This is a genomic window from Ekhidna sp., assembly GCF_040220215.1.
Classification (GTDB): Bacteria; Bacteroidota; Bacteroidia; order Cytophagales; family Cyclobacteriaceae; genus Ekhidna.
Genome location: NZ_JAVJTR010000016.1, coordinates 164,081 through 183,241, shown reverse-complemented (window position 1 = coordinate 183,241; position 19,161 = coordinate 164,081). Strand labels below are relative to the sequence as shown.

The 19,161-nt window shown below is 40.4% G+C and carries 20 protein-coding genes; 10 read left to right on the top strand and 10 right to left on the bottom strand.

Annotation, left to right across the window (positions count from 1 at the left end; all coding sequences use genetic code 11):
• Positions 1-77: 77 nt before the first annotated feature.
• Positions 78-695, bottom strand: coding sequence for a WbqC family protein (locus RIC88_RS09495; RefSeq protein WP_350217304.1), 618 nt, complete (start codon positions 693-695; stop codon positions 78-80).
• Positions 692-1,318, bottom strand: coding sequence for an L-threonylcarbamoyladenylate synthase (locus RIC88_RS09490; protein WP_350217303.1), 627 nt, complete (start codon positions 1,316-1,318; stop codon positions 692-694). The genes RIC88_RS09495 and RIC88_RS09490 overlap by 4 nt, the downstream gene beginning before the upstream one ends.
• Before the next feature lie 196 nt (positions 1,319-1,514).
• Here RIC88_RS09490 and RIC88_RS09485 point away from each other — a divergent pair, with 196 nt between their 5' ends.
• Entirely contained in the window at positions 1,515-2,828 is a 1,314-nt protein-coding gene (locus RIC88_RS09485; protein ID WP_350217302.1) for an inositol-3-phosphate synthase, read from the top strand.
• A gap of 1 nt (position 2,829) precedes the next feature.
• Here RIC88_RS09485 and RIC88_RS09480 read toward each other — a convergent pair whose 3' ends face one another.
• Positions 2,830-3,564, bottom strand: a complete 735-nt coding sequence (locus RIC88_RS09480; RefSeq protein ID WP_350217301.1) for a phosphocholine cytidylyltransferase family protein — start codon at positions 3,562-3,564, stop codon at positions 2,830-2,832.
• A gap of 100 nt (positions 3,565-3,664) precedes the next feature.
• On the opposite strand from RIC88_RS09480, the gene RIC88_RS09475 reads away from it, so the two are divergent.
• From RIC88_RS09475 to RIC88_RS09445, 7 genes are read left to right on the top strand one after another with little or no spacing between them, the layout of a single operon-like run.
• Entirely contained in the window at positions 3,665-4,870 is a 1,206-nt protein-coding gene (locus RIC88_RS09475) for an aminotransferase class I/II-fold pyridoxal phosphate-dependent enzyme (RefSeq protein ID WP_350217300.1), read from the top strand.
• Position 4,871: 1 nt separating this feature from the next.
• On the top strand, positions 4,872-5,825 hold the full coding sequence (locus RIC88_RS09470) for an NAD-dependent epimerase/dehydratase family protein (RefSeq protein WP_350217299.1): 954 nt from the start codon (positions 4,872-4,874) through the stop codon (positions 5,823-5,825).
• Positions 5,826-6,944 carry a hypothetical protein gene (locus tag RIC88_RS09465; protein WP_350217298.1) on the top strand — a complete coding sequence of 373 codons (1,119 nt, stop codon included), beginning with the start codon at positions 5,826-5,828 and terminating at the stop codon, positions 6,942-6,944.
• Positions 6,945-6,973: 29 nt separating this feature from the next.
• Positions 6,974-7,747: an SDR family oxidoreductase gene (locus RIC88_RS09460; RefSeq protein WP_350217297.1), complete on the top strand. Its 774-nt coding sequence runs from the start codon at positions 6,974-6,976 to the stop codon at positions 7,745-7,747.
• Positions 7,744-8,187 (top strand): 3-hydroxyacyl-ACP dehydratase FabZ family protein, encoded by a 444-nt coding sequence (locus RIC88_RS09455; RefSeq protein ID WP_350217296.1) that lies wholly within the window; start codon positions 7,744-7,746, stop codon positions 8,185-8,187. Before RIC88_RS09460 ends, RIC88_RS09455 begins: the two co-directional genes overlap by 4 nt.
• A gap of 3 nt (positions 8,188-8,190) precedes the next feature.
• The gene (locus tag RIC88_RS09450; protein ID WP_350217295.1) at positions 8,191-9,474 is read left to right on the top strand and encodes a beta-ketoacyl-[acyl-carrier-protein] synthase family protein; all 1,284 of its coding nucleotides are present in this window, start codon (positions 8,191-8,193) and stop codon (positions 9,472-9,474) included.
• Positions 9,474-9,722: an acyl carrier protein gene (locus RIC88_RS09445; protein WP_350217294.1), complete on the top strand. Its 249-nt coding sequence runs from the start codon at positions 9,474-9,476 to the stop codon at positions 9,720-9,722. Before RIC88_RS09450 ends, RIC88_RS09445 begins: the two co-directional genes overlap by 1 nt.
• Here the strand turns inward: RIC88_RS09445 and RIC88_RS09440 are convergent.
• Genes RIC88_RS09440 through RIC88_RS09425 form a run of 4 tightly spaced genes read right to left on the bottom strand, consistent with a single transcriptional unit; the run spans position 9,719 to position 13,467 of the window.
• Positions 9,719-10,636, bottom strand: a complete 918-nt coding sequence (locus RIC88_RS09440) for a CDP-alcohol phosphatidyltransferase family protein (RefSeq protein WP_350217293.1) — start codon at positions 10,634-10,636, stop codon at positions 9,719-9,721. The genes RIC88_RS09445 and RIC88_RS09440 overlap by 4 nt on opposite strands.
• Positions 10,637-10,638: 2 nt before the next feature.
• A complete protein-coding gene (locus RIC88_RS09435) occupies positions 10,639-11,571 on the bottom strand; it encodes a fatty acid desaturase (RefSeq protein WP_350217292.1) in 933 nt (310 codons plus the stop codon).
• A gap of 17 nt (positions 11,572-11,588) precedes the next feature.
• Positions 11,589-12,680, bottom strand: coding sequence for a phospholipase D-like domain-containing protein (locus tag RIC88_RS09430; RefSeq protein WP_350217291.1), 1,092 nt, complete (start codon positions 12,678-12,680; stop codon positions 11,589-11,591).
• A gap of 34 nt (positions 12,681-12,714) precedes the next feature.
• A complete protein-coding gene (locus tag RIC88_RS09425; RefSeq protein ID WP_350217290.1) occupies positions 12,715-13,467 on the bottom strand; it encodes a DUF3108 domain-containing protein in 753 nt (250 codons plus the stop codon).
• 38 nt (positions 13,468-13,505) lie between these two features.
• Here RIC88_RS09425 and RIC88_RS09420 point away from each other — a divergent pair, with 38 nt between their 5' ends.
• Complete coding sequence (locus RIC88_RS09420; protein WP_350217289.1) at positions 13,506-14,606, top strand: glycosyltransferase family 4 protein; 1,101 nt, start codon at positions 13,506-13,508, stop codon at positions 14,604-14,606.
• Between the two features lie 84 nt (positions 14,607-14,690).
• Here the strand turns inward: RIC88_RS09420 and RIC88_RS09415 are convergent, their stop codons facing one another.
• The 3 genes from RIC88_RS09415 to aepX all read right to left on the bottom strand — a co-directional run bounded on the left by RIC88_RS09415 (position 14,691) and on the right by aepX (position 18,266).
• The gene (locus tag RIC88_RS09415; protein ID WP_350217288.1) at positions 14,691-15,782 is read right to left on the bottom strand and encodes a 2-aminoethylphosphonate--pyruvate transaminase; all 1,092 of its coding nucleotides are present in this window, start codon (positions 15,780-15,782) and stop codon (positions 14,691-14,693) included.
• Between the two features lie 70 nt (positions 15,783-15,852).
• Positions 15,853-16,971, bottom strand: a complete 1,119-nt coding sequence (gene aepY, locus RIC88_RS09410; RefSeq protein ID WP_350217287.1) for a phosphonopyruvate decarboxylase — start codon at positions 16,969-16,971, stop codon at positions 15,853-15,855.
• Positions 16,972-16,973: 2 nt separating this feature from the next.
• Complete coding sequence (aepX, locus tag RIC88_RS09405; protein WP_350217286.1) at positions 16,974-18,266, bottom strand: phosphoenolpyruvate mutase; 1,293 nt, start codon at positions 18,264-18,266, stop codon at positions 16,974-16,976.
• Between the two features lie 161 nt (positions 18,267-18,427).
• Here aepX and RIC88_RS09400 point away from each other — a divergent pair, with 161 nt between their 5' ends.
• Complete coding sequence (locus tag RIC88_RS09400; RefSeq protein WP_350217285.1) at positions 18,428-19,147, top strand: phosphocholine cytidylyltransferase family protein; 720 nt, start codon at positions 18,428-18,430, stop codon at positions 19,145-19,147.
• The last annotated feature ends 14 nt before the right edge of the window (positions 19,148-19,161 follow it).

Below are 19,161 nucleotides of genomic sequence, written 5' to 3'. Positions count from 1 at the left end.
AAAAAACGTGAGCAGTTTCAGATTTGTTCATTCTCTCGTCGAAATACTTGATGGATCGATGTACTGCTAAAGTCTGATCAGTTTTTTCGTTGTGAGCTTTTCAAAATTTGTGCCGCATTCGGGCCTTCATTCATGATCAAATCTACAATGCTCAGATTAGGCACAAAGGTATCACCAAAAAGCTGTGAATAAGCTGTAGGGCTGTATATTTTTCGATCAGAAAATGGTTTCTTGGGATTGACGACATTCCTGTGATCCTGGTCGTAAGTTTTTCTAAACTCTGATGTGAATGAAATCTGAATATCGAGCTGCAGGATTTTTAACACCATTTTCATAAAGGCCAGATTTAATTCAACAAGACTTGTAAGTCTCCTATCCCATAAAGCTTTAAACTCCTCTCCAAAATATTCGAAGAATGGAGATTTGCCATATGCAGAATAAAATGCACCCCAATGATCCTTTATCCATCTATGAGAATAATCCACTTCTACATCCTTTGTAAGCGTTCCACTAGAATAGCTCACCGGAACAATCAGTGGTTGAATTTTATTAGCCGAAAGAAAATAAGCCCGGTTTCGAAAAGTCTGCTTTGAGAAGGAGTCATGTATTTCAAAACAGATATCTGAATTCTGAGCCAAAAGCACGAAATATTCAAGGCTCCCGAGGTAATGGGGTTCGATAACAATCCTACTCATGCAATAATATTCACGTCCCCCATTCCCTCTCTCACAATTATTGGCTCACTTCCGGTGCAATCAACTACGGTACTCGGATGTACCTGTCCAAACCCTCCATCAATTACCACATCTACCAAATTTTTAAAATCCTCATAAATCAGCTCCGGGTCTGTAGCATGGTCGTGAATCTCATCATCGTGAATGGAGGTAGTTATTATTGGGTTACCAAGTTCTCTCACAATCTCTCTCGGAATATTATTGTCCGGCACCCTGATCCCAACCGTTTTCTTTTTCACATTCAAAATTTTAGGAACCTTAGAAGAAGACTCCAAAATAAAAGTAAATGGGCCGGGGAGCGCCTTCTTCATCAATTTAAAGGTCGGTGTATCCAGGTGCTTAGTATACTCCGAAATATGGCTGAGGTCGTAACAAATGAAAGAAAGATTAAGGTGCTTCCCTTTTATTCCTTTAATAATCCTGATTCGCTCAATCGCTTTTTGATTGAAAATATCACACCCCAAACCATAAACCGTATCAGTGGGATAGATGATAATACCTCCATTCCTTAAAATTTTAACCACCTCAACGATTTTTCTTCGCTCAGGATTTTCCGGATATAGCTTAATAAACTCTGCAGTCATTTAATGAACCAATTCTCAAACATGATTAAGTTATAAAAACAATTAAAAGTATCCACTTTGCAATCAAATTATTAAAATATTGAGCTTATCCGGTATGGTTTAATTTATTTTGCGCAAAATTTCTTTTGTCTTTTGGGGCTATAGGCTTTTTATTATGACAGAGGAACAAAGCTTCAAGTTTTAATAGAACGAACACATGTCAGATAAAGCAACTATCCAAAAACCAAACGGTAAATTAGGAATTCTCACACCCGGAATGGGGGCCGTAGCAACTACGTTTATGGCCGGAGTATTAAGTGTAAGAAAAGGCCTTTCAGAGCCAATTGGGTCACTTACTCAAATGGGGACGATCCGTTTGGGCAAAAGAACTGAAAAAAGAAATCCACTCATTAAAGACTTTGTTCCTCTGGCATCACTCAAAGATGTAGCACTAGGTGGTTGGGATGTTTTCGAGGACAATGCATACGAAGCGGCCATGCATGCTAAAGTTTTAGACAAGGATCTTTTGAACGATCTGAAGGGTGAGTTGGAGCAAATCAAGCCAATGAAGGCAGTGTTTGACAAGAATTACGTCAAAAGACTGAACGGCACATATGTAAAAACTGGTGCTAACAAAATGGAATTAGCAGAGATGCTAATGGAAGACATTAAAAACTTCAAAAAAGAAAACAACTGTGAGCGAGTTGTGATGGTATGGTGTGGATCAACAGAAATCTACATTGAGGAAGGCGAAGTGCACTCGACCATCGAAAAATTTGAGGAAGGGCTTAGAAATAACCACCCGGATATTCCACCAAGTATGATCTATGCTTACGCGGCGATCAAGATGGGTGTGCCGTATGCCAATGGTGCTCCGAACCTTTCTTGTGATGTTGATTGCCTGGTTGAGCTCGCAAAACAAACCGGTGCTCCTATTTGTGGAAAGGATTTTAAAACAGGTCAGACTCTAATGAAAACTATCCTTGCTCCAGGATTGAAAGCAAGGTCGTTGGGGATTGATGGATGGTTCTCAACAAACATACTTGGAAACAGGGACGGAGAGGTATTAGATGATCCGGATAATTTTAAAACAAAAGAAGTTTCCAAACTTGGAGTGTTGGAGCAGATTCTTGAACCGGAATTACATCCTTCACTTTATGGCAACTTGTACCACAAAGTAAGAATCAACTACTATCCACCAAGAGGTGATGATAAAGAGGGATGGGACAACATCGACATCAAAGGCTGGCTTGGATACAAAATGCAAATCAAAGTCGATTTCCTATGTAAGGATTCTATTCTCGCAGCACCTCTCGTTCTTGACTTAGCTTTATTTCTTGATCTTGCTCAGCGAGCAAACATGAAAGGCATTCAGGAGTGGTTATCATTCTATCTGAAGTCACCCCAAGCCCTAAAAGGATTGAAGCCTCAGCATGACATTTTTGTTCAGTTGATGAAGCTAAAGAATACGTTGAGATATATGGCAGGTGAAGATTTGATTACTAATCTTGGTTTAGATTATTACGATTGATCTAAAGTCTGGATTCGTCCATCAGTTTAATGGTACTTTGAAGGTCATCTGGATTGTCTACATCATTCCAGGTGTACCCTTCTACCAAAACCGACTTAGCCTCATGGCTATCCATCAACTTTGACACTGACTCAGAAATGGTGTATTCTTTCTGATCAAAAGATTTCTGAAAAACATCAAACACCTCTGATTTCAATCGAAATAAGCCGGTATCGTATCGATTATAATCAGGAATCTTCTTCCCTATTGAATCAATAAATCCTTCATCGTCAACCAGTACTTTGGTTACATCATCTATGTCAATATGTTTGTTCGATTCTCCAGGCATATCCACCGCTAATTGAAGGGTCGTTCCCAAACCTGACGACTTCTTCACAAACTCCTCAACAAAGGCAGGATCGAAGATGTGATCGCCCATGGTCAAGAAAAAATCTCCCATGTTGTTTTTCTCAACCCACTCTTTAGCCCTGAAAACAGAGAATCCGTTTTCTAAATCAAACCTATCGTTATGCAATATGGTTATGTCTGCATCGTGAGTGCTTTGAAGACCGGGCAGAGCGTTTTGTAACTTTTCGGCACCATAGCCGGAAATAATGCAGAATTTTTTAACGCCAAAGCGCTTAAAGATTCGAATGTGACGAGCCATTAAAGTCTCACCATTTAAAGTGACGAGACTTTTTGGTATGCCTGTATCTAATCGGGTATTTTTACCAGCAGCTAATATTACAAGATTCAAATTGTGTGGATTTTTACAAATATGTCAAAATTGACAAAGGATTCGATTCAAAAGTCAATGTTACGAAAATGTTTCCAAGTGATATAACTAAATTTGCAGAATGGGGAATTTTTTGAGAGAACGATTTTCAAGTTTCAAGCTTGCGGAAGATGCAAAAAAGAACGGATACTATGCATTTTTCCGAACGTTCCAGTCTAAGCAGGAGACGCAGGTAAAAGTAAATGGGAAAGACGTGCTTATGTTCGGATCCAATAGTTATTTGGGTCTTACTACACACCCCAAGGTAATTGAAGCTGCAGAAGCTGCTGTTCGAAAATATGGCTCAAGCTGTTCAGGCTCACGTTTTTTGAACGGGACAACTGATATGCATGAAACTCTTGAATATAACCTTGCTAAATTCCTCAATAAAGAAGAAGCACTTGTTTTCAGTACAGGTTTTCAGGTTAATCTCGGCGTTCTTCCAACAGTAGCTAAGCAAGGAGATGCACTTCTTCTAGACAGGCTTAACCATGCTTCATTATACGAAGGAGCAAAATTAAGTGATGCTTCTACAGTCGTTTTCCGTCACAATGACATGCAAGCTTTAGAAAAGAAATTAGCTAATCTTCAGGATGCAAATCACCGTATTATCGCGGTTGATGGCATCTTTAGTATGGAAGGAAACATTGCCAAGCTTCCGGAAATTGTAGCACTTGCAAAAAAATACAAAGCCTCTGTCATGAGTGATTGTGCGCATGCAATAGGTGTATTGGGAGACCATGGAAGAGGTACTCCTGACCACTTTGGGATTTCTGATGATGTAGAGTTGATCGGTGGAACATTTAGTAAATCGCTTGCCTCTCTGGGAGGATTTGTGGCCGGTGATAGAGAGACCATTCAATACATTCGTCACGTTGCACGTTCACTGATTTTTAGTGCAAGTATGACTCCTTCATCTACCGCAGCAACCATTGCTGCATTGGACATTATGTCAACAGATGATTCCAGAAGACTTAAATTGTGGGAAAACACACATTACTCTCTTAAGCGACTAAAAGAGCTTGGATTTGACACAGGGTATGCTGAGACTCCAATTATCCCTATCTATATCAGAGACAATGAGAAGGCCTACAAAATGACCATGCGTCTCTTTGAAGAAGGTGTTTTCGTCAATCCTGTGGTAGCTCCGGCAGTTGCCCCAACAGACACACTCATTAGATTCTCATTGATGGCTACCCACTCCATCGAACAAATCGACATTGCTATTGACAAAATAGTCAAGGTGGCAAATGAACTTGATGTAAAACGTCAAACCGAAGTGGCTTAAGTTGAAAGTTGCAATCACTGGAGCCAATGGTTTTTTAGGGTCTTATTTAGTAAAAGAGTGCCTTCATCAGCAGATGGAGGTTCATGCTTTTATAAGAGCAAATGCTAATACGTCCTTTCTTCCCGATCATCAGAACCTCACCATCCATCACCTCGACTATCGAAAAAACCTCGCAGAACAATTTGAAGGAATCAAAAACAAACTCGGAGAGCTAGATTACTTCATTCATAATGCAGGCATGACGGTCAGCCTCAAAAATGAGGAGTATTACCTGGTCAATGTTGGTATCACCACAGCAATAACAGAAGCTCTGGTTGAAACCAAACTTTTAAAAGAATCAGGGAAATTCATCTATACGTCCTCTTATGCTGCGCAAGGACCTGCCAGCATCAACAAGCCTGTTTCCCATTATGGAAGCAGTAAGTTACAGGCAGAAAAAGTCATTCAAGAAAAAATGGCTAATTACCTGCTTGTAAGGCCAACGGCAATCTACGGAGCTGGTGATGAGGCATTTCTTCCACTATTCAAAGGTGCAAAACTTGGTGTGTATCCTGTAACAGACAGCAAGCAGCGCATGAGCATGATTCATGCTGCAGATTTGGCTAAAATGGTTGTTCAGGATATGCAAAACCATGCCGGAATCATTCATTACAATGATGGAAGCACCTACCTTCATCAGGACTTTATTGAGATTTTTCAGGAGCTTTTCAATAAAAAAGTACGAAAGTTCCCTTTGCCTAAATGGCTAGCCAAGTTTTCAATGGGATCTTCGGATGTCTGGCATAAACTCATTAAAAAGCGACCGGGAATAACACTCGAAAAATTTGATGAAATATCCCAACATTGGGATCTTCACACGACAGATTTAAAACACTCAACCGTAAAAGCAGAGATATCGTTGAAAGAGGGGTTTAAGGATGCTTTGAAATATTACAGGGAAAACAACCTAATCTAAATGACGATAGAAATAAAGGAGGTTAACTCCAAAAAGGAACTTAAACGCTTCATCAAGTTCCCTTTTGAACTTTATAAAGACAATCCATATTACGTGACACCCTTGATTGAATTCGAGATGAGCACACTGTTAAAAGAAAAGAATCCGGCTTTCGATCATGCTGAAGCACAATACTGGGTAGCAGAAAAAGATGGGAAAATTGTCGGTCGTATTGCTGCAATAGTCCTTGAAAAAGAATTGAAAAAGAAGTCCCTGGCTCGTTTTGGCTGGATAGATTTCATTAATGATAAAGAAGTTTCTCACCTCCTCCTAGAAACCGCCAAAAAATGGGCAAAAGGAAAAGGAGCCAAAGCCATTCACGGCCCCATGGGATTCACCGATCTTGATTTTGAAGGTGCACTTATTCAGGGGTTTAATCAAATCGCTACTCAGGCAACTATTTACAATCATTCCTATTACATAGACCATTTCAGAGCCTGGAATATGGAGATTGCCGCAACATGGGTAGAGTTACGAGGAAAAGCTCCGGAAAAAAATCCCGAAAAAGTAAGTCGGGCCGTTCGCATCATTGAGGAACGGTTCAAAGTAAAAGTAAAGGAGTTTAAAAACACGAAAGAAATTTTAAAGTATGCTCCGGGTGTTTTTGAAGTATTGAATGAAGCCTATTCTGACCTTTATGGCTACATACCATTGACCCAAAAGCAAATCGACTATTATGTGGAGCAGTACTTCGGTTTTATTCGTAAAGAGTTCGTTTGCATCATTGTGAATGAAGCGGATAAAGTGGTCGGGTTTGCATTGACATTACCATCCCTCTCAAAAGCTTTCCAAAAAGCTAAAGGCTCTTTGTATCCGTTTGGTTTTATCCATGTGCTGAAGTCATTCTACTTTAATGACACTGCTGATCTTTTTTTAATAGGAGTTAAACCCGAATATCAAAAATTAGGAATACATGCTCTCATTTTTGACTACCTGCAAAAAGTCTACGAGAAAAAAGGGATTAAATACATGGCATCCGGACCAATGCTGGAAAACAATAGTAATGTTTTAAATACGTGGAGTGAGTTTGATCTAGATATCGGAAAAATAAAGCGTAGTTGTTTCATCAAACATTTTTAGATTGAGTTTAGTAGTTTCACAAAATGGAAATGAAAGGCAGACACGCACTGATTATTGGAGGTTCCAGCGGCATTGGTTTAGCAACTGTGAAGAAATTGGCATCTCATCAATGCAGCATCTCCATTGTTCACAGGGATCGAAAGCAGGGAGTAATGGAATTAGAAGAAACGATCACTCAATTAAGAGATGAGTTTAGAGTTTCAATTTCTAATTTCAACATAGACGCAACTAATCCTGAAAAAATTTCAGAATGCATCACAGCAATTAAGGATAAAGGCACTCCGAATTTCGATGTGGTTTTACATGCTGTGTCCAGAGGAAACTTAAAGCCATTCATTGCCGATGGGCCGAAATTAACATCCCAAGATTTGGCGCTAACTATAGAGGCTATGGGCACTAACTTAAAACTCTGGTTAGATGAATTACTCGCAAGCGGAATGCTTTCAAAGGGAGGCAAAATACTCACCCTTACATCCGAAGGAAATGACAAATTCTGGGAAGGCTATGGAGCGGTCGCATTGGCTAAATCAACACTCGAAACCCTTTCGAAATATTTGGCCATTGAATTAGCTCCTAAAGGAATAACAGTTAACATCATCCAGGCTGGTGTCACAGACACACCATCACTTCGATTAATTCCGGGTTCTGCAGAACTGATTGAACAATCAAAAAAGCGAAATCCGTATGGACGATTAACCACTCCGGAAGATGTAGCCAATACTGTTTTTCTTTTAGCCCAACCGGAGGCTAGTTGGATCAACGGCTCTTTGATTCATGTAGATGGAGGTGAACATTTGATATGAAAGTTTACGAAAACATCATACGTCTGCTACCATACAAAAGACCCTTTTTGTTTGTTGATGAAATCATTTCGTTGGATGATGAAGGAGCAATCGGATCCTATACCATCCGTGAGGATGAGTTCTTCGTTGAAGGTCATTTTCCTGGCAATCCCATAGTTCCAGGGGTGATTTTAACCGAAATAATGTGCCAAATAGGACTGGTCACTTTGGCGATGTATCTCATGAATTTGGGCGAAGATTCCAAAGTACTTCCTGCCTTCACGAGTGCCAATGTTGACTTTCTTTCCAAAGTAATCCCAGGAGACAAACTTATTGTTGAATCAAAAAAAGTCTATTTTCGCTTCAGTAAGTTGAAATGCACGGTCACATGCAAAAAAACCGACGGAACGGTTGTGGCCAAAGGCGAACTTGCCGGAATGGTTGTAAAATCAGAAGCGTAAATTTTGAAAAAACATAGAGTTGTAATTACCGGACTAGGAGTAGTATCCGCCAATGCGATTGGTGTTGATAATTTCGAGAAAGCATTGCGTGAAGGGAAATCCGGAATCAAACATTGGGAAGAGCTTGACAAAATAAACCTTAAATGTCAAATCGGTGGTGCACCGGATCTTGCCTCCGTAAACCTGGGGGATCATCTTCCTAGATTACTTGCAGAAAAAATTACCAATAAAGGCATTTTGTATGCGATGCTTTCAGGCGTTGAGGCATGGAAGGATGCAGGTCTTGAACCCAATACTGAAGAGCGCGATTTTAATTCAGGGATGATTTTTGGAGCAGGTGACCTTAGCTTCGATAGCTTCATTAATCGTGAGTTTCCTTCTTACCCAATTGATAATGGTGAAAGCAGAAGGCTTGGGTCCAGAACCCTTTCCGAATGCATGAATAGTGGAGCTGCTGCTTACCTCAACTCAATTTTAGGACTAGGCAATCGCATCCAATCAAACTCCTCTGCATGTATCACTGGCTCAGAAGCTGTGCTTATGGGATATGAATATTTAGCAGACGGAAAGGCTGACAAAATGATTTGCGGGAGCACAGAGGGTGATGGTAGATACATCTGGGCCGCATTTGATGCCATGAGAGTGTTGTGCTCTGACTCAAACGATAATCCGGCATTTGGCTCACGGCCGATGAGTGATTCATCCACCGGATTCGTACCCTCCGGAGGATCTGGAGCACTGGTGCTTGAAACATTAGAAAGTGCAAAAGCAAGAGGAGCAAAAATTTACGGTGAAATCCTGGGTGGACACGTGAATTCCGGTGGTCAAAGAAATGGTGGCACAATGACTGCTGCAAATCCGGAAGCAGTTCAGGATTGCATCACGCGAGCAATGAAAAACGCTGGTATCACACCTGATGAAATTGACTTAATCAACGGTCATCTTACATCCACGAAGGGTGATCCGGCAGAAATAAGAAATTGGGTAAGTGCATTGGGAAGATCAGGCAAGGATTTTCCGATGATCAACACTCCAAAGTCTATGATTGGACATGCTGTTGCAGGAGCTGGTTCTGTAGAATTAGTTGCCAGCGTTTTGCAGCTATATAAAGACTTTGTTCATGCTAATCTGAACGTAGAAAATATTCACCCTGAAATTTTATCAGAAATTTTTGGGGGTTGTATTCCGACGAGTTGCCAAAGCAAGGAAGTAAACACTGTTATTAAGGCTAATTTTGCCTTTGGTGACTTAAATTGCGCACTCGTTTTACGGAAATACAAAGAATAATGACAAGAGAAACTGTAAAAACCGACCTTATTAATATCATTAAGCCTTATTTACCTGAGGATATCACCGCAAATGAGGTGTCTGAAGATAAGCATCTGATCAACGATTTGATGATCAATTCAGCTCACATTGTAGATATCGTACTTGATATTGAAGATAAATTTGACATCATGATTGATGATGACGTGATTGGTGAAATGAACACAGTTCAGGATTCAATCAATGTAGTTTTGCAAAAAACTGCCTAATTATTGGCTAGTTCGTTTAGCAATTTTCGATCATAACTCCTCTGCATTCGGTTTAGTGGCCAGTATCCAACCGTCCAAATTAAACTGAGTGCAAGGTAAAGGTCAAACCGACCGAGCAGGGCAGATACAATCATAGCGTTTCTATGGGTGTTACTCCCACCCAACCAGGCCCACCAAAACAACATTTTCAAGTTCATTTCAGAATAGAGCGGATCAAATTTCTCAGGGATATCCTTAGATAATTGACGCATTTTCTTACGTTCATACACTGATCGTGTAGTAGACCCAATCTGCTTTCCTGTATAATCCAGATTAATATAATGGATGATTTTATGAAACCATTTATCCCCGGTTGGCTTAATTTCATCTTTAGTAAGAGGAATATAACCAGCAGGTGATTTCCCTACCAGGTATAGGTATTCAGATTTATAAAATTCATATAGCCCTGCTTTGTAGCTATGAGCCACCCCTGCAGCTACCATTAATAGCAAAGCCCAATACCCATATTGAGGAACAAGGTACAGCGTACCACCAATGTAGCATGATATGAAAACCAGATTATCAATAAGACCGTCTATCTGACGTCCTAATTCGGATGACTGGCCTGTCATTCTAGCAAGTTGCCCATCTGCACTATCTAAGACTCCAGCCCAAACGATTAAAAAACCTGCAATTGCTATAATTAAGGTGCTATTTTGATAATAAAGCATTGCACCACCAACTATCCCAATCATCAGGCTTATCAACGAGACATGTGTTGGGGTGAGTCCTAACCATCTACCTACTTTGGCAAAATACAAACCGTAAAATCTGCTGAAATAGATGTCGTAACGTTCTTCGACATCAATCAATTTGATGGTAGAAAGTACCTGATCCAGGTGATTCCTGTATCTCCTTTTAAGGTAGCCGAGCATACTTATTTATTTCTTTTTACTCGTGAGAAAAGGGAGATCTTGTTATCGAATAAAAATTGCCAGATTACTTTCGAGTAGCTTTTGTGCGCGTAAAGATTGTCGTAATGCTCACTAGCGATTTTTTTTAGTTTAGGGAGTTTTGAGCCAGGGATAGTAGGGAAATCATGATGCTCATTGTGATACCCCACATTCCAAATGAGCTTATTCCACCACCCGTAGTACGAATAAGTTTCCTGTCCTTCTTTATAGATGAAATGTTCCGCCACAAAATGTCCTGAAATTGGGTGAAGTCCGGTAGCCAGAGCTGTTGAAAGTCCTAAATACAATAGCCCCGGCCATCCCGCCAGATAATAAAATCCAACCATTGCACTGGCCTGTGTGATCGCATTAATAATTTGCCATTTGTCCGGCACAAGCGGATGGACGAATAGAGGTCTAACAGCATAAACGGGGATTTGTATGATCAGCCAGATAAACTTGCCTATTGGTCCTCTGAACACCTTTGCTTCCCACCTTACAGCAAGATCGGTATCTACACCTTCTTTCCCCTGATGCCAATGATGCTTCGCATGATAAGCTTTAAACGCCATCGCGAATGGTACAACCAAAGGCAAGTTGACCAAAATAGCCAGCCAGTTATTTAACACTTTCTTTTTGAATGCAAGATCATGCGTGATTTCATGGACTGCCAGTACAATAATATGCGTCAATGTAGTACCCACTAAAATCACTAGAAGGGCAAACAACCATGGGTTTTCTGGTAAGAAAAAAATAGGAATGGCCAGCTGTAGTGCTGAAACAAAAAGTGTTTTGAAAATGAGTGAAGGATCATTCCCGAATAGCTTCTTCACTTCCGGGTGCTCCTCCATGATCACTTTCCTGCGCTGAAAGTGTGGTTCTTTTTCTTCGCTCCAGGTAAAATCTTGTTCCTTCATATCAACTGCAAATTTAACTAATGGGGACGTAAAATAGTTCTAGACATTACTCCCCCTACTTTATCCAGCATGTTCATCAGTAAAGTGGCCTTCTTTGTCTTAAACGATGAAAAACCGCTTGCTGTATTTATTTCCTTTACTTCGCTCAAAACTTTGGATTTGAACTCATTAATTAAAGTTGAATCTTCAGATACAAAGACGACTTCCTGCTCAAAGTAATAACTAACCAAATCATAATTACTGCTTCCGAATATCAACTTTTCATCATCTATTAAGACCGCCTTCATGTGCGACATGCCTGGGTACTCTTTCAATTTAAAATATCCTTTTTTCTGCTCTGCCAGAATGATGTTCTTGAAGATTGACTTATTATTCTCCTGTGGGGATATAATCTCAATCTCTACACCCTTGGCAGCAGCAGACCGCAATACCCCCAATAATGGCTCAGAAATGTATGGGGAAATAACCTGAATAGATCTTTCCGCATGACTCACATGGTCAAAAAAATCATCATAAAGTACCTTGCTCTTCGCGCCATTAAACAGATATAGTTGTCCTTCATCTGTCATTATGGTTCGAGATTGATTTGTGCCATTCCATGTCTGGTCAAAATCTTCTTTTAAAGCCTTCCCCAGCTTTTCATCAACAATTTCCACCATCATATCATGCCAGGCGAAGTTGTGATCGCTGAAATTAATTCCTCCTAAAAATGAAGAACTGTCTGCAACAACCATTTTTTTGTGATTTCTAAGAGGATATTTTTGACCAAAAAAGCCGATCGGATTTACAAATTTCACCTGTATCCCGGCTGCTTTTGCCTCCTCAATTAGGTAATGTGTACTTTTTACTTCCTGTCGAAAAGAAGATTCCTTTAAATACTTCAGGGATTTTACAAAATGATCATTGATGACAACTTTCGAGTAACTATCGATGAGTAACCGCTTATCCTTGGCAGGACTTGCCTTCATAATGTTTATTAGCCACCGACCAGCATCATCTCCTTCAAAGGTCATTGCTTGTGCCAGTAGAATATTTTTAGCTCTGCCAGCAACCTCTTCTAACCTTTCCATGAAAGCATTAGATCCCAGTAAAATGTTTGATTTTGCCAATGAGAAGTTTTTGTAGGACAAAAGTAACTATCTCTCAATCCATATACTCGACCTTTGCCAGATCAAATACAAAGGATCCAACAGTCATGTCAATTTCAAGCCTTAACGGAAACCGATTTCGATCATCACTCATAATAACCCTCCCTGTTTTTCCGTCATCAAAGTATTCGCCTTCCGGAAAATCTAATCCGAACTCTAGTGCACGAACTTTTCTATTATCATATCGGTGTGTGGTGCTAACCCCCGGCAACATCTTGAACTCATACAAATCATTTGAAAAAAAAGTCCGCACCTCCACTGAATTGGCAAACTGAGCCTTATCCCTGCTTCTAAGCCACATATAAGTACTCAAAGCATCCCTGATAGGAACATCCCCATTGGGAAATTTATGGTGCCTCCATTCATCTAAATCTTCTATATATGCCTTCACCGAAACAGAATCTGAATATGAGAAGTAATCGTGCCTAATATCAATTGAGCCTTTACCTTCCATATCCCTGTCAGACCTCAGCGGTTGCAATTGACGAGCCTCAATCAAAGATTCCATGCAAACACTTAATTTTGAGAACACCTTAAACCAGCTGGCGGTGGTAACGGTAAACTGAACCTTATAATGTGGCTTTTTACTCTTGTCCGGATAGTGAAATTCCGGGTCTAACCACACCACGGCTTCCCCTATATTGAACCAACCAAACTTCATGTTGTAGGTAAGTTTCTCACCTGGTTTGAATGGATATGATTTATTTTGAGCTTCAGATAGGAATGCAATCGATAAAATCGAAAACATAAACAGCAGCCTAGCCCAACCTTGAAAGACCGATTTGAATGAAAGTTGCCCTGGTTTGTCCATATGATTTTTCACGCCCCGGAGGTGTTAAGTCCCATATTGTGAGTTTGTCCAAACATCTTACAATAATAGGACATCAAGTTAAGATCATTGCTCCCAATATTAATACCAATATGGTTAATGAAAAAAATGTTCATTTTTTCGGACGGAACAGGTCTGTTAATATTGGAGGAACAAAAATCGATGTGAATATCGCCCTAAAAGAGGAGAAACAACAGCTTAAATCATTTTTGAAGAAAGAAGCTTTTGACATCATTCACTATCACACCATATGGAACCCGCTGCTTCCCTTCCAGGTATTGAAACACTCCAAGTCTAAACAGATAGCCACCTTTCATGATACCCCGAAAAGCCAATTCGTAGGTGACTGGATCATGCCGACCGTAGCGCGAGGAATTTTTACATTTTTAGATCAAATCATTTCTGTTTCTAAAAGCCAATCCGGATACATTTCTCGTTTTTCTAAAAGAAAAATCCACATCATCCCCAATGGAATTGATTTGGAGGAAATAGAATCTATTGCACCTAAAAAGAGCAGCCGCAATGATGAGTTGTTTCAAATGTTCTTTATGGGTAGGCTAGAACCAAGGAAAGGCGTAATGCATGCTTTGAGAGCTTTTCATCAACTGAAGCAGCGCTACCCAAAAATGAAACTGGTAATAGCCGGAGATGGAGATGGGAGAGCTGAGGTCGAGGGATATATTTCAATACACAACCTGGAAGATATTGAATTGCTGGGGTTTGTAGATGAGGCAATGAAATACAAACTTCTTAAGGAGTCCGATGTTTATCTCGCTCCAGCCTTGTATGGTGAAAGTTTTGGTATTGTACTGCTGGAGTCCATGGCCGTAGGCACACCAATAGCCGGGTATGCCAATTCAGGATACAAAAATGTAATTACTTCAGAAATGATGGAAGGATTTGCAGAGCCAGGTGAATTGGATCAATTCATTGCCTGTATAGAAAAGCTTATTCCCTCTGCCAAAAGAACTGAGTTAGCGAAGCATGGGCTGGAAGAAGTGAAGAAATACGACTGGGCTGAGGTCTCGAAAGAAGTGAATGAGGTTTATTTGAAGTAGTCGTCATCCTTGTCATTGCGGACTTGATCCGCAATCTTCTAATAAAGCAGATGCCGTGTCAAGCACGGCATGACACACTAAGTTTTATTTAAAATAAGCCCTCACTTTCTCCATCACATAGTCCATATCTTCCTCATATAGTTCTCCGATTACAGCTACTCTGAAAGTTTTACTTTCAGGAATAACTCCCGGATATATGGTAATTCCATTATCATATAGATAATCATGGAAGTGATTAAAGTCCAGACCAGGTTTATCAAGGTTTAAAGCAAGTAATATTTTGGATTCCTGCTCTAAAGGTAGGAAAGGAGTAAAGCCAAGTTCAGTAAACCCATCATAGAGTTTCTGCCAGTTAGCCTGATATCTTTTCCAGCGATTCTCCAGCCCTTCTTCTTCGTGCTCCTTGATGGCTTCAAGAAACGCATAGCTTGTTTGCACGGGGGGCGTAAATCGAAGCTGATCTTTCTTCTGAAGATTATCCCATTGCTTATAAACATCAAAATAGAAACCCGTTCCATTTGCTTTCAAATCATCGGTTCTATCCTTGTGGAATATAACAAATGAAAGACCTGCCATTCCATGGATGCATTTGTTAGAGCTGGAAAACAAGTAATCAATGTGAAGACCAGCTAAATCAATCGGGTAAGCTCCAAAAGAACTCATCGCGTCTACAATGTATTTCACGCCTGCCTCCTGACATATCCTGGCAACCTCCTCCAACGGATCCATCATGCCAGTAGAGGTTTCGTGATGAACCATCGCGAGATGTGTATACTTTCCACTGGAGAGCTCTTCTTTAATCTTCGCAGGTTCCGGGTAGTCTCCAAATTCAAAAAGCGAGGAATTCTTTAGTCCATACCCATCGCAGATTGCTTTCATACGAATACCATAAGCTCCGTTGGTGATTATCAGCACATGATCATCCTTTGCAAGAGCAGACACCAGACATGCCTCCATTGCCCCTGTGCCGCTAGCACCGAAAAGAGAAACCCGATGGGTATCCATTCCATTTCCAACTTTCAAAATCCCATCACAGATGTCGTGCATCACCTGCCCGAACTCATTTTCCCTAGGGCAAATATCTGGGACTAGCTGCGCCTCTTTTACTCGTTGAGATGTAGTGGCAGGGCCGGGGTTTAATAATATCTTTCGCTCAAGTTCTTTTTTGTGTAGCATGAAAGTTTCTTTAAGTCAAAAAATAGTCGTTTGATATAATCTGAATACTGTAGAAAATTTAACAGACCATTTAATGGCCTAAATTCTTCATGAATGCCTTCTTATTTTCAACAGGAGTGGTTGTTGGTCTGCCCAGGTCAGCTCGGGAAGATTCTGTGGTTCTCACTTCCAGCATAACCGGTCCTTCGGCCTTTTGAAACTGATCCCAAATACCAGCCATATTATCCATTTCAGTTACCAACCATGTTTGTTTGTAGCCGGATGCTTCTGCGATCTTTTGAAAATCAATCGCAAACCCCACTGTTGCCTGGCCGCCTACAGATTCATGGCAGCCATTGTTAATGAGGATATGCTTATAATTTTTAGCAGATTGGTTTCCTATAATAGCTCCTGCTCCCATGTGCATAATCGTAGCACCATCCCCATCCAGACAATAAACCGGTCTGTCCTTTTTGCTCAAGGCAATTCCTAGTGCTATTTGTGAAGCATGTCCCATCCCTCCTACAGTTAGAAAATCTTTTCCGTGACCCATGTTATGTTTAGCGCGGATCTCAAATACCTCTCGTGAAGACTTGCCAGTAGTCGAAACTACAACTGCTTCATCTTCCATTTTCTGAAGCATCCATTCGATCACCTCTTCACGATTGATGGTATATGGATTATCTACCTTGGTTTGAAGCTTATACTTATCAAAAACTCCCTTTTTTACCAATAAAGCAAATGGAGCATTTTTAGACTTCATCATTTTGAAAGCCTCCTCCAATTGATTCTCAGCTTCTTTTTCGTCATCTGAAAGTATCGTATAATCGATTCCCATTGTTTGAAGCAATTCTTCAGAAATCCTCCCCTGCTTTACATGTTGAGGTTCATCTTTCACTCCCGGTTCACCTCTCCATCCGATCATTAACAGCATAGGAATAGAGTACACATCCGGATCGGCCAACGACATCAGTGGGTTCACGCAGTTTCCAAAGCCGGAATTCTGCATGTATACCAACGGAATTTTTCCTGTTGCCAAATGATGGCCCATAGCAAGCGCTATCGCACCACCTTCATTCGCTGCAATAATGTCAGTGCCTTCATCTGTGATCACTGAGCAAAAATCTTTCAACAAAGAATCGGGTACTCCTGTCGTAAATTCAACGCCCTTATTTCGAAGTGACTTTAAAAAATGCTGAGGATCTAACATTGTTAGTTTGGAAGAATAGTTAAGATTTCTTTGATCGACATACAGAATTCATCTGCTTCTTTGGATCTTTTGTTTGTCAAAATTGACTCTGCTGTCTTTTTCATGGCCGGGAACGCAGCTCTTAAAAGATGATTGGCATAGATCACTATGCTAAATCCAGCTTCATGAAGCTCTTCCTCTGTAAACTGATTGTAAGATGAAGGCACAGAAACAACAGGTACTTTGAAGTCAAATTCTTGATAGCGTTTCATAAACTCCATGATCTCACTACCGTCCTTGTGTCTGCTATGGATCATGATCGCGTCAGCGCCAGCTTCAATATATGCTTTTGCACGAGTCAATGCATCCTCCATTCCATGCTCCGCAATCAAGCTCTCTAAACGAGCAATGATCATGAACTCCTCGGTAACCTGGGCCTTTTTCCCTGTATTGATTTTTTCACAGAAACCTTCTATTGTATCCAGCTGCTGCTTTACTTCAGTGCCAAATAGCGAATTTCTTTTTAATCCAACCTTATCTTCAATGATAACGGCGGATACACCAAGTCTTTCCAGGTTTTTCACCAACATGGCAAAGTGTTCAGTCACCCCTCCTGTATCTCCATCAAGGATAATCGGTTTAGTGGTAACGTCAAGGATATCATTAATGGTATTGAAACGAGAGGTTCTATCAACGTACTCAGTATCAGGTTTACCCTTTGCAGTAGAATCCGTTAACGAACTTACCCACATAGCATCAAACTCTCTTACTTCGTTTTCATCTGTGATGCTGGTTTGCTCAACAATTAGTGCAGATATACCATTGTGAGCCTCCATTACACGAACAATGTCTTTTGAATCCAGAAGCCTTCTCAGCATTCTTCTTCGAATGTCTGGAGTGGTTCCCACTTCTTTCATTGCAGCACGTAAACCGGTTGATGAAATGCCGGAAGTATATTCAGGTTCCACCAGCTCACCTCCCCACTCCTGAAGCAACTTCAAAACTTTATCTCTGATGTGTTTTTGAGGACCAGTCTTCCAATCGCTACCATGTACCACATAGTCAGGCTTGAGAGCTCGAAGGTTTTCCTCATAATCCAATTCGGTTTGAGGGATGACATCCTTCACTCCTTTCAGATTTTCGAGAATCTTTTTTCGTTCGTCAAAGGACAGAAATGGTGTTCTGCTGTATTTGCTGACTGCTTTATCGGATAGCAACCCAACGGTTACTTCTCCCAATTCACGAGCTACTTCTATAATATTAACATGACCATGGTGAATGAGATCGGTACCCATTCCTACATATACTTTCTTCATCTAAGTCTGAAAATTTTGTAATAGGTGTTTATAAATTCATTTACCCCTAAACAGAATATTTTTATTTATGAATTTATGCCCTCCTATTGCGATTTAGAATATTCTATCTTCGCGCAAAAGTAATTGGAAACCGAGGGAATCTCCTCCTTATTTTATAAGAGATGACGCAAACGATTGAAACTGCTGTAATATTAGCCGCCGGACGTGGAACCCGTCTTCAGCCATACACCTTTGACATCCCTAAAGGTTTCATGCAAGTGGGAGAGGAAAAGTTAATTGAACGATCAGTCCGACTATTAAAGGAAAGTGGTATCAAGAATGTGATCATTGGAACGGGCCATTTGCATGAGCATTATGAAAAGTTTGCTGAAGAAAATGGCTTGACCACTTTTCTAAGCCCTGATTATGCTACTACCGGGAGTTTCCATACGTTGATTTATGGCTCGGATTTAATCAAAGGCGACTTTTTATTACTAGAATCTGACCTTCTCTATCATTCAGACGCAATCAAGGGACTGATTAATGCTGAAGAGAAAGATGTGATCTTATGTAGTGGGTTTACAAAATCAAATGATGAGGTTTATGTAGAAGTGGTTGATGATAAATTGAAAAGCCTCTCGAAGAAAAAAGAAGAATTAGAGTCTGTGGATGCTGAGCTGGTAGGTATCTGGAAATTATCTACTGAACTCCTTGACAAGCTGAAGAAACATCACGGAAAAGCTGAGGATGCGAGAAATAAGGATTACGAGATTGCGATTGCTCATCTATCTCAGAAACATCCTGTAAGTGTATTGAAGATGGAGAATCTGACCTGGTGTGAAATAGATAATCAGGAACATTTGGAGCGAGCTAAGGAAAAAATATTACCAAAACTGGACTAAAACTGTACTGATAT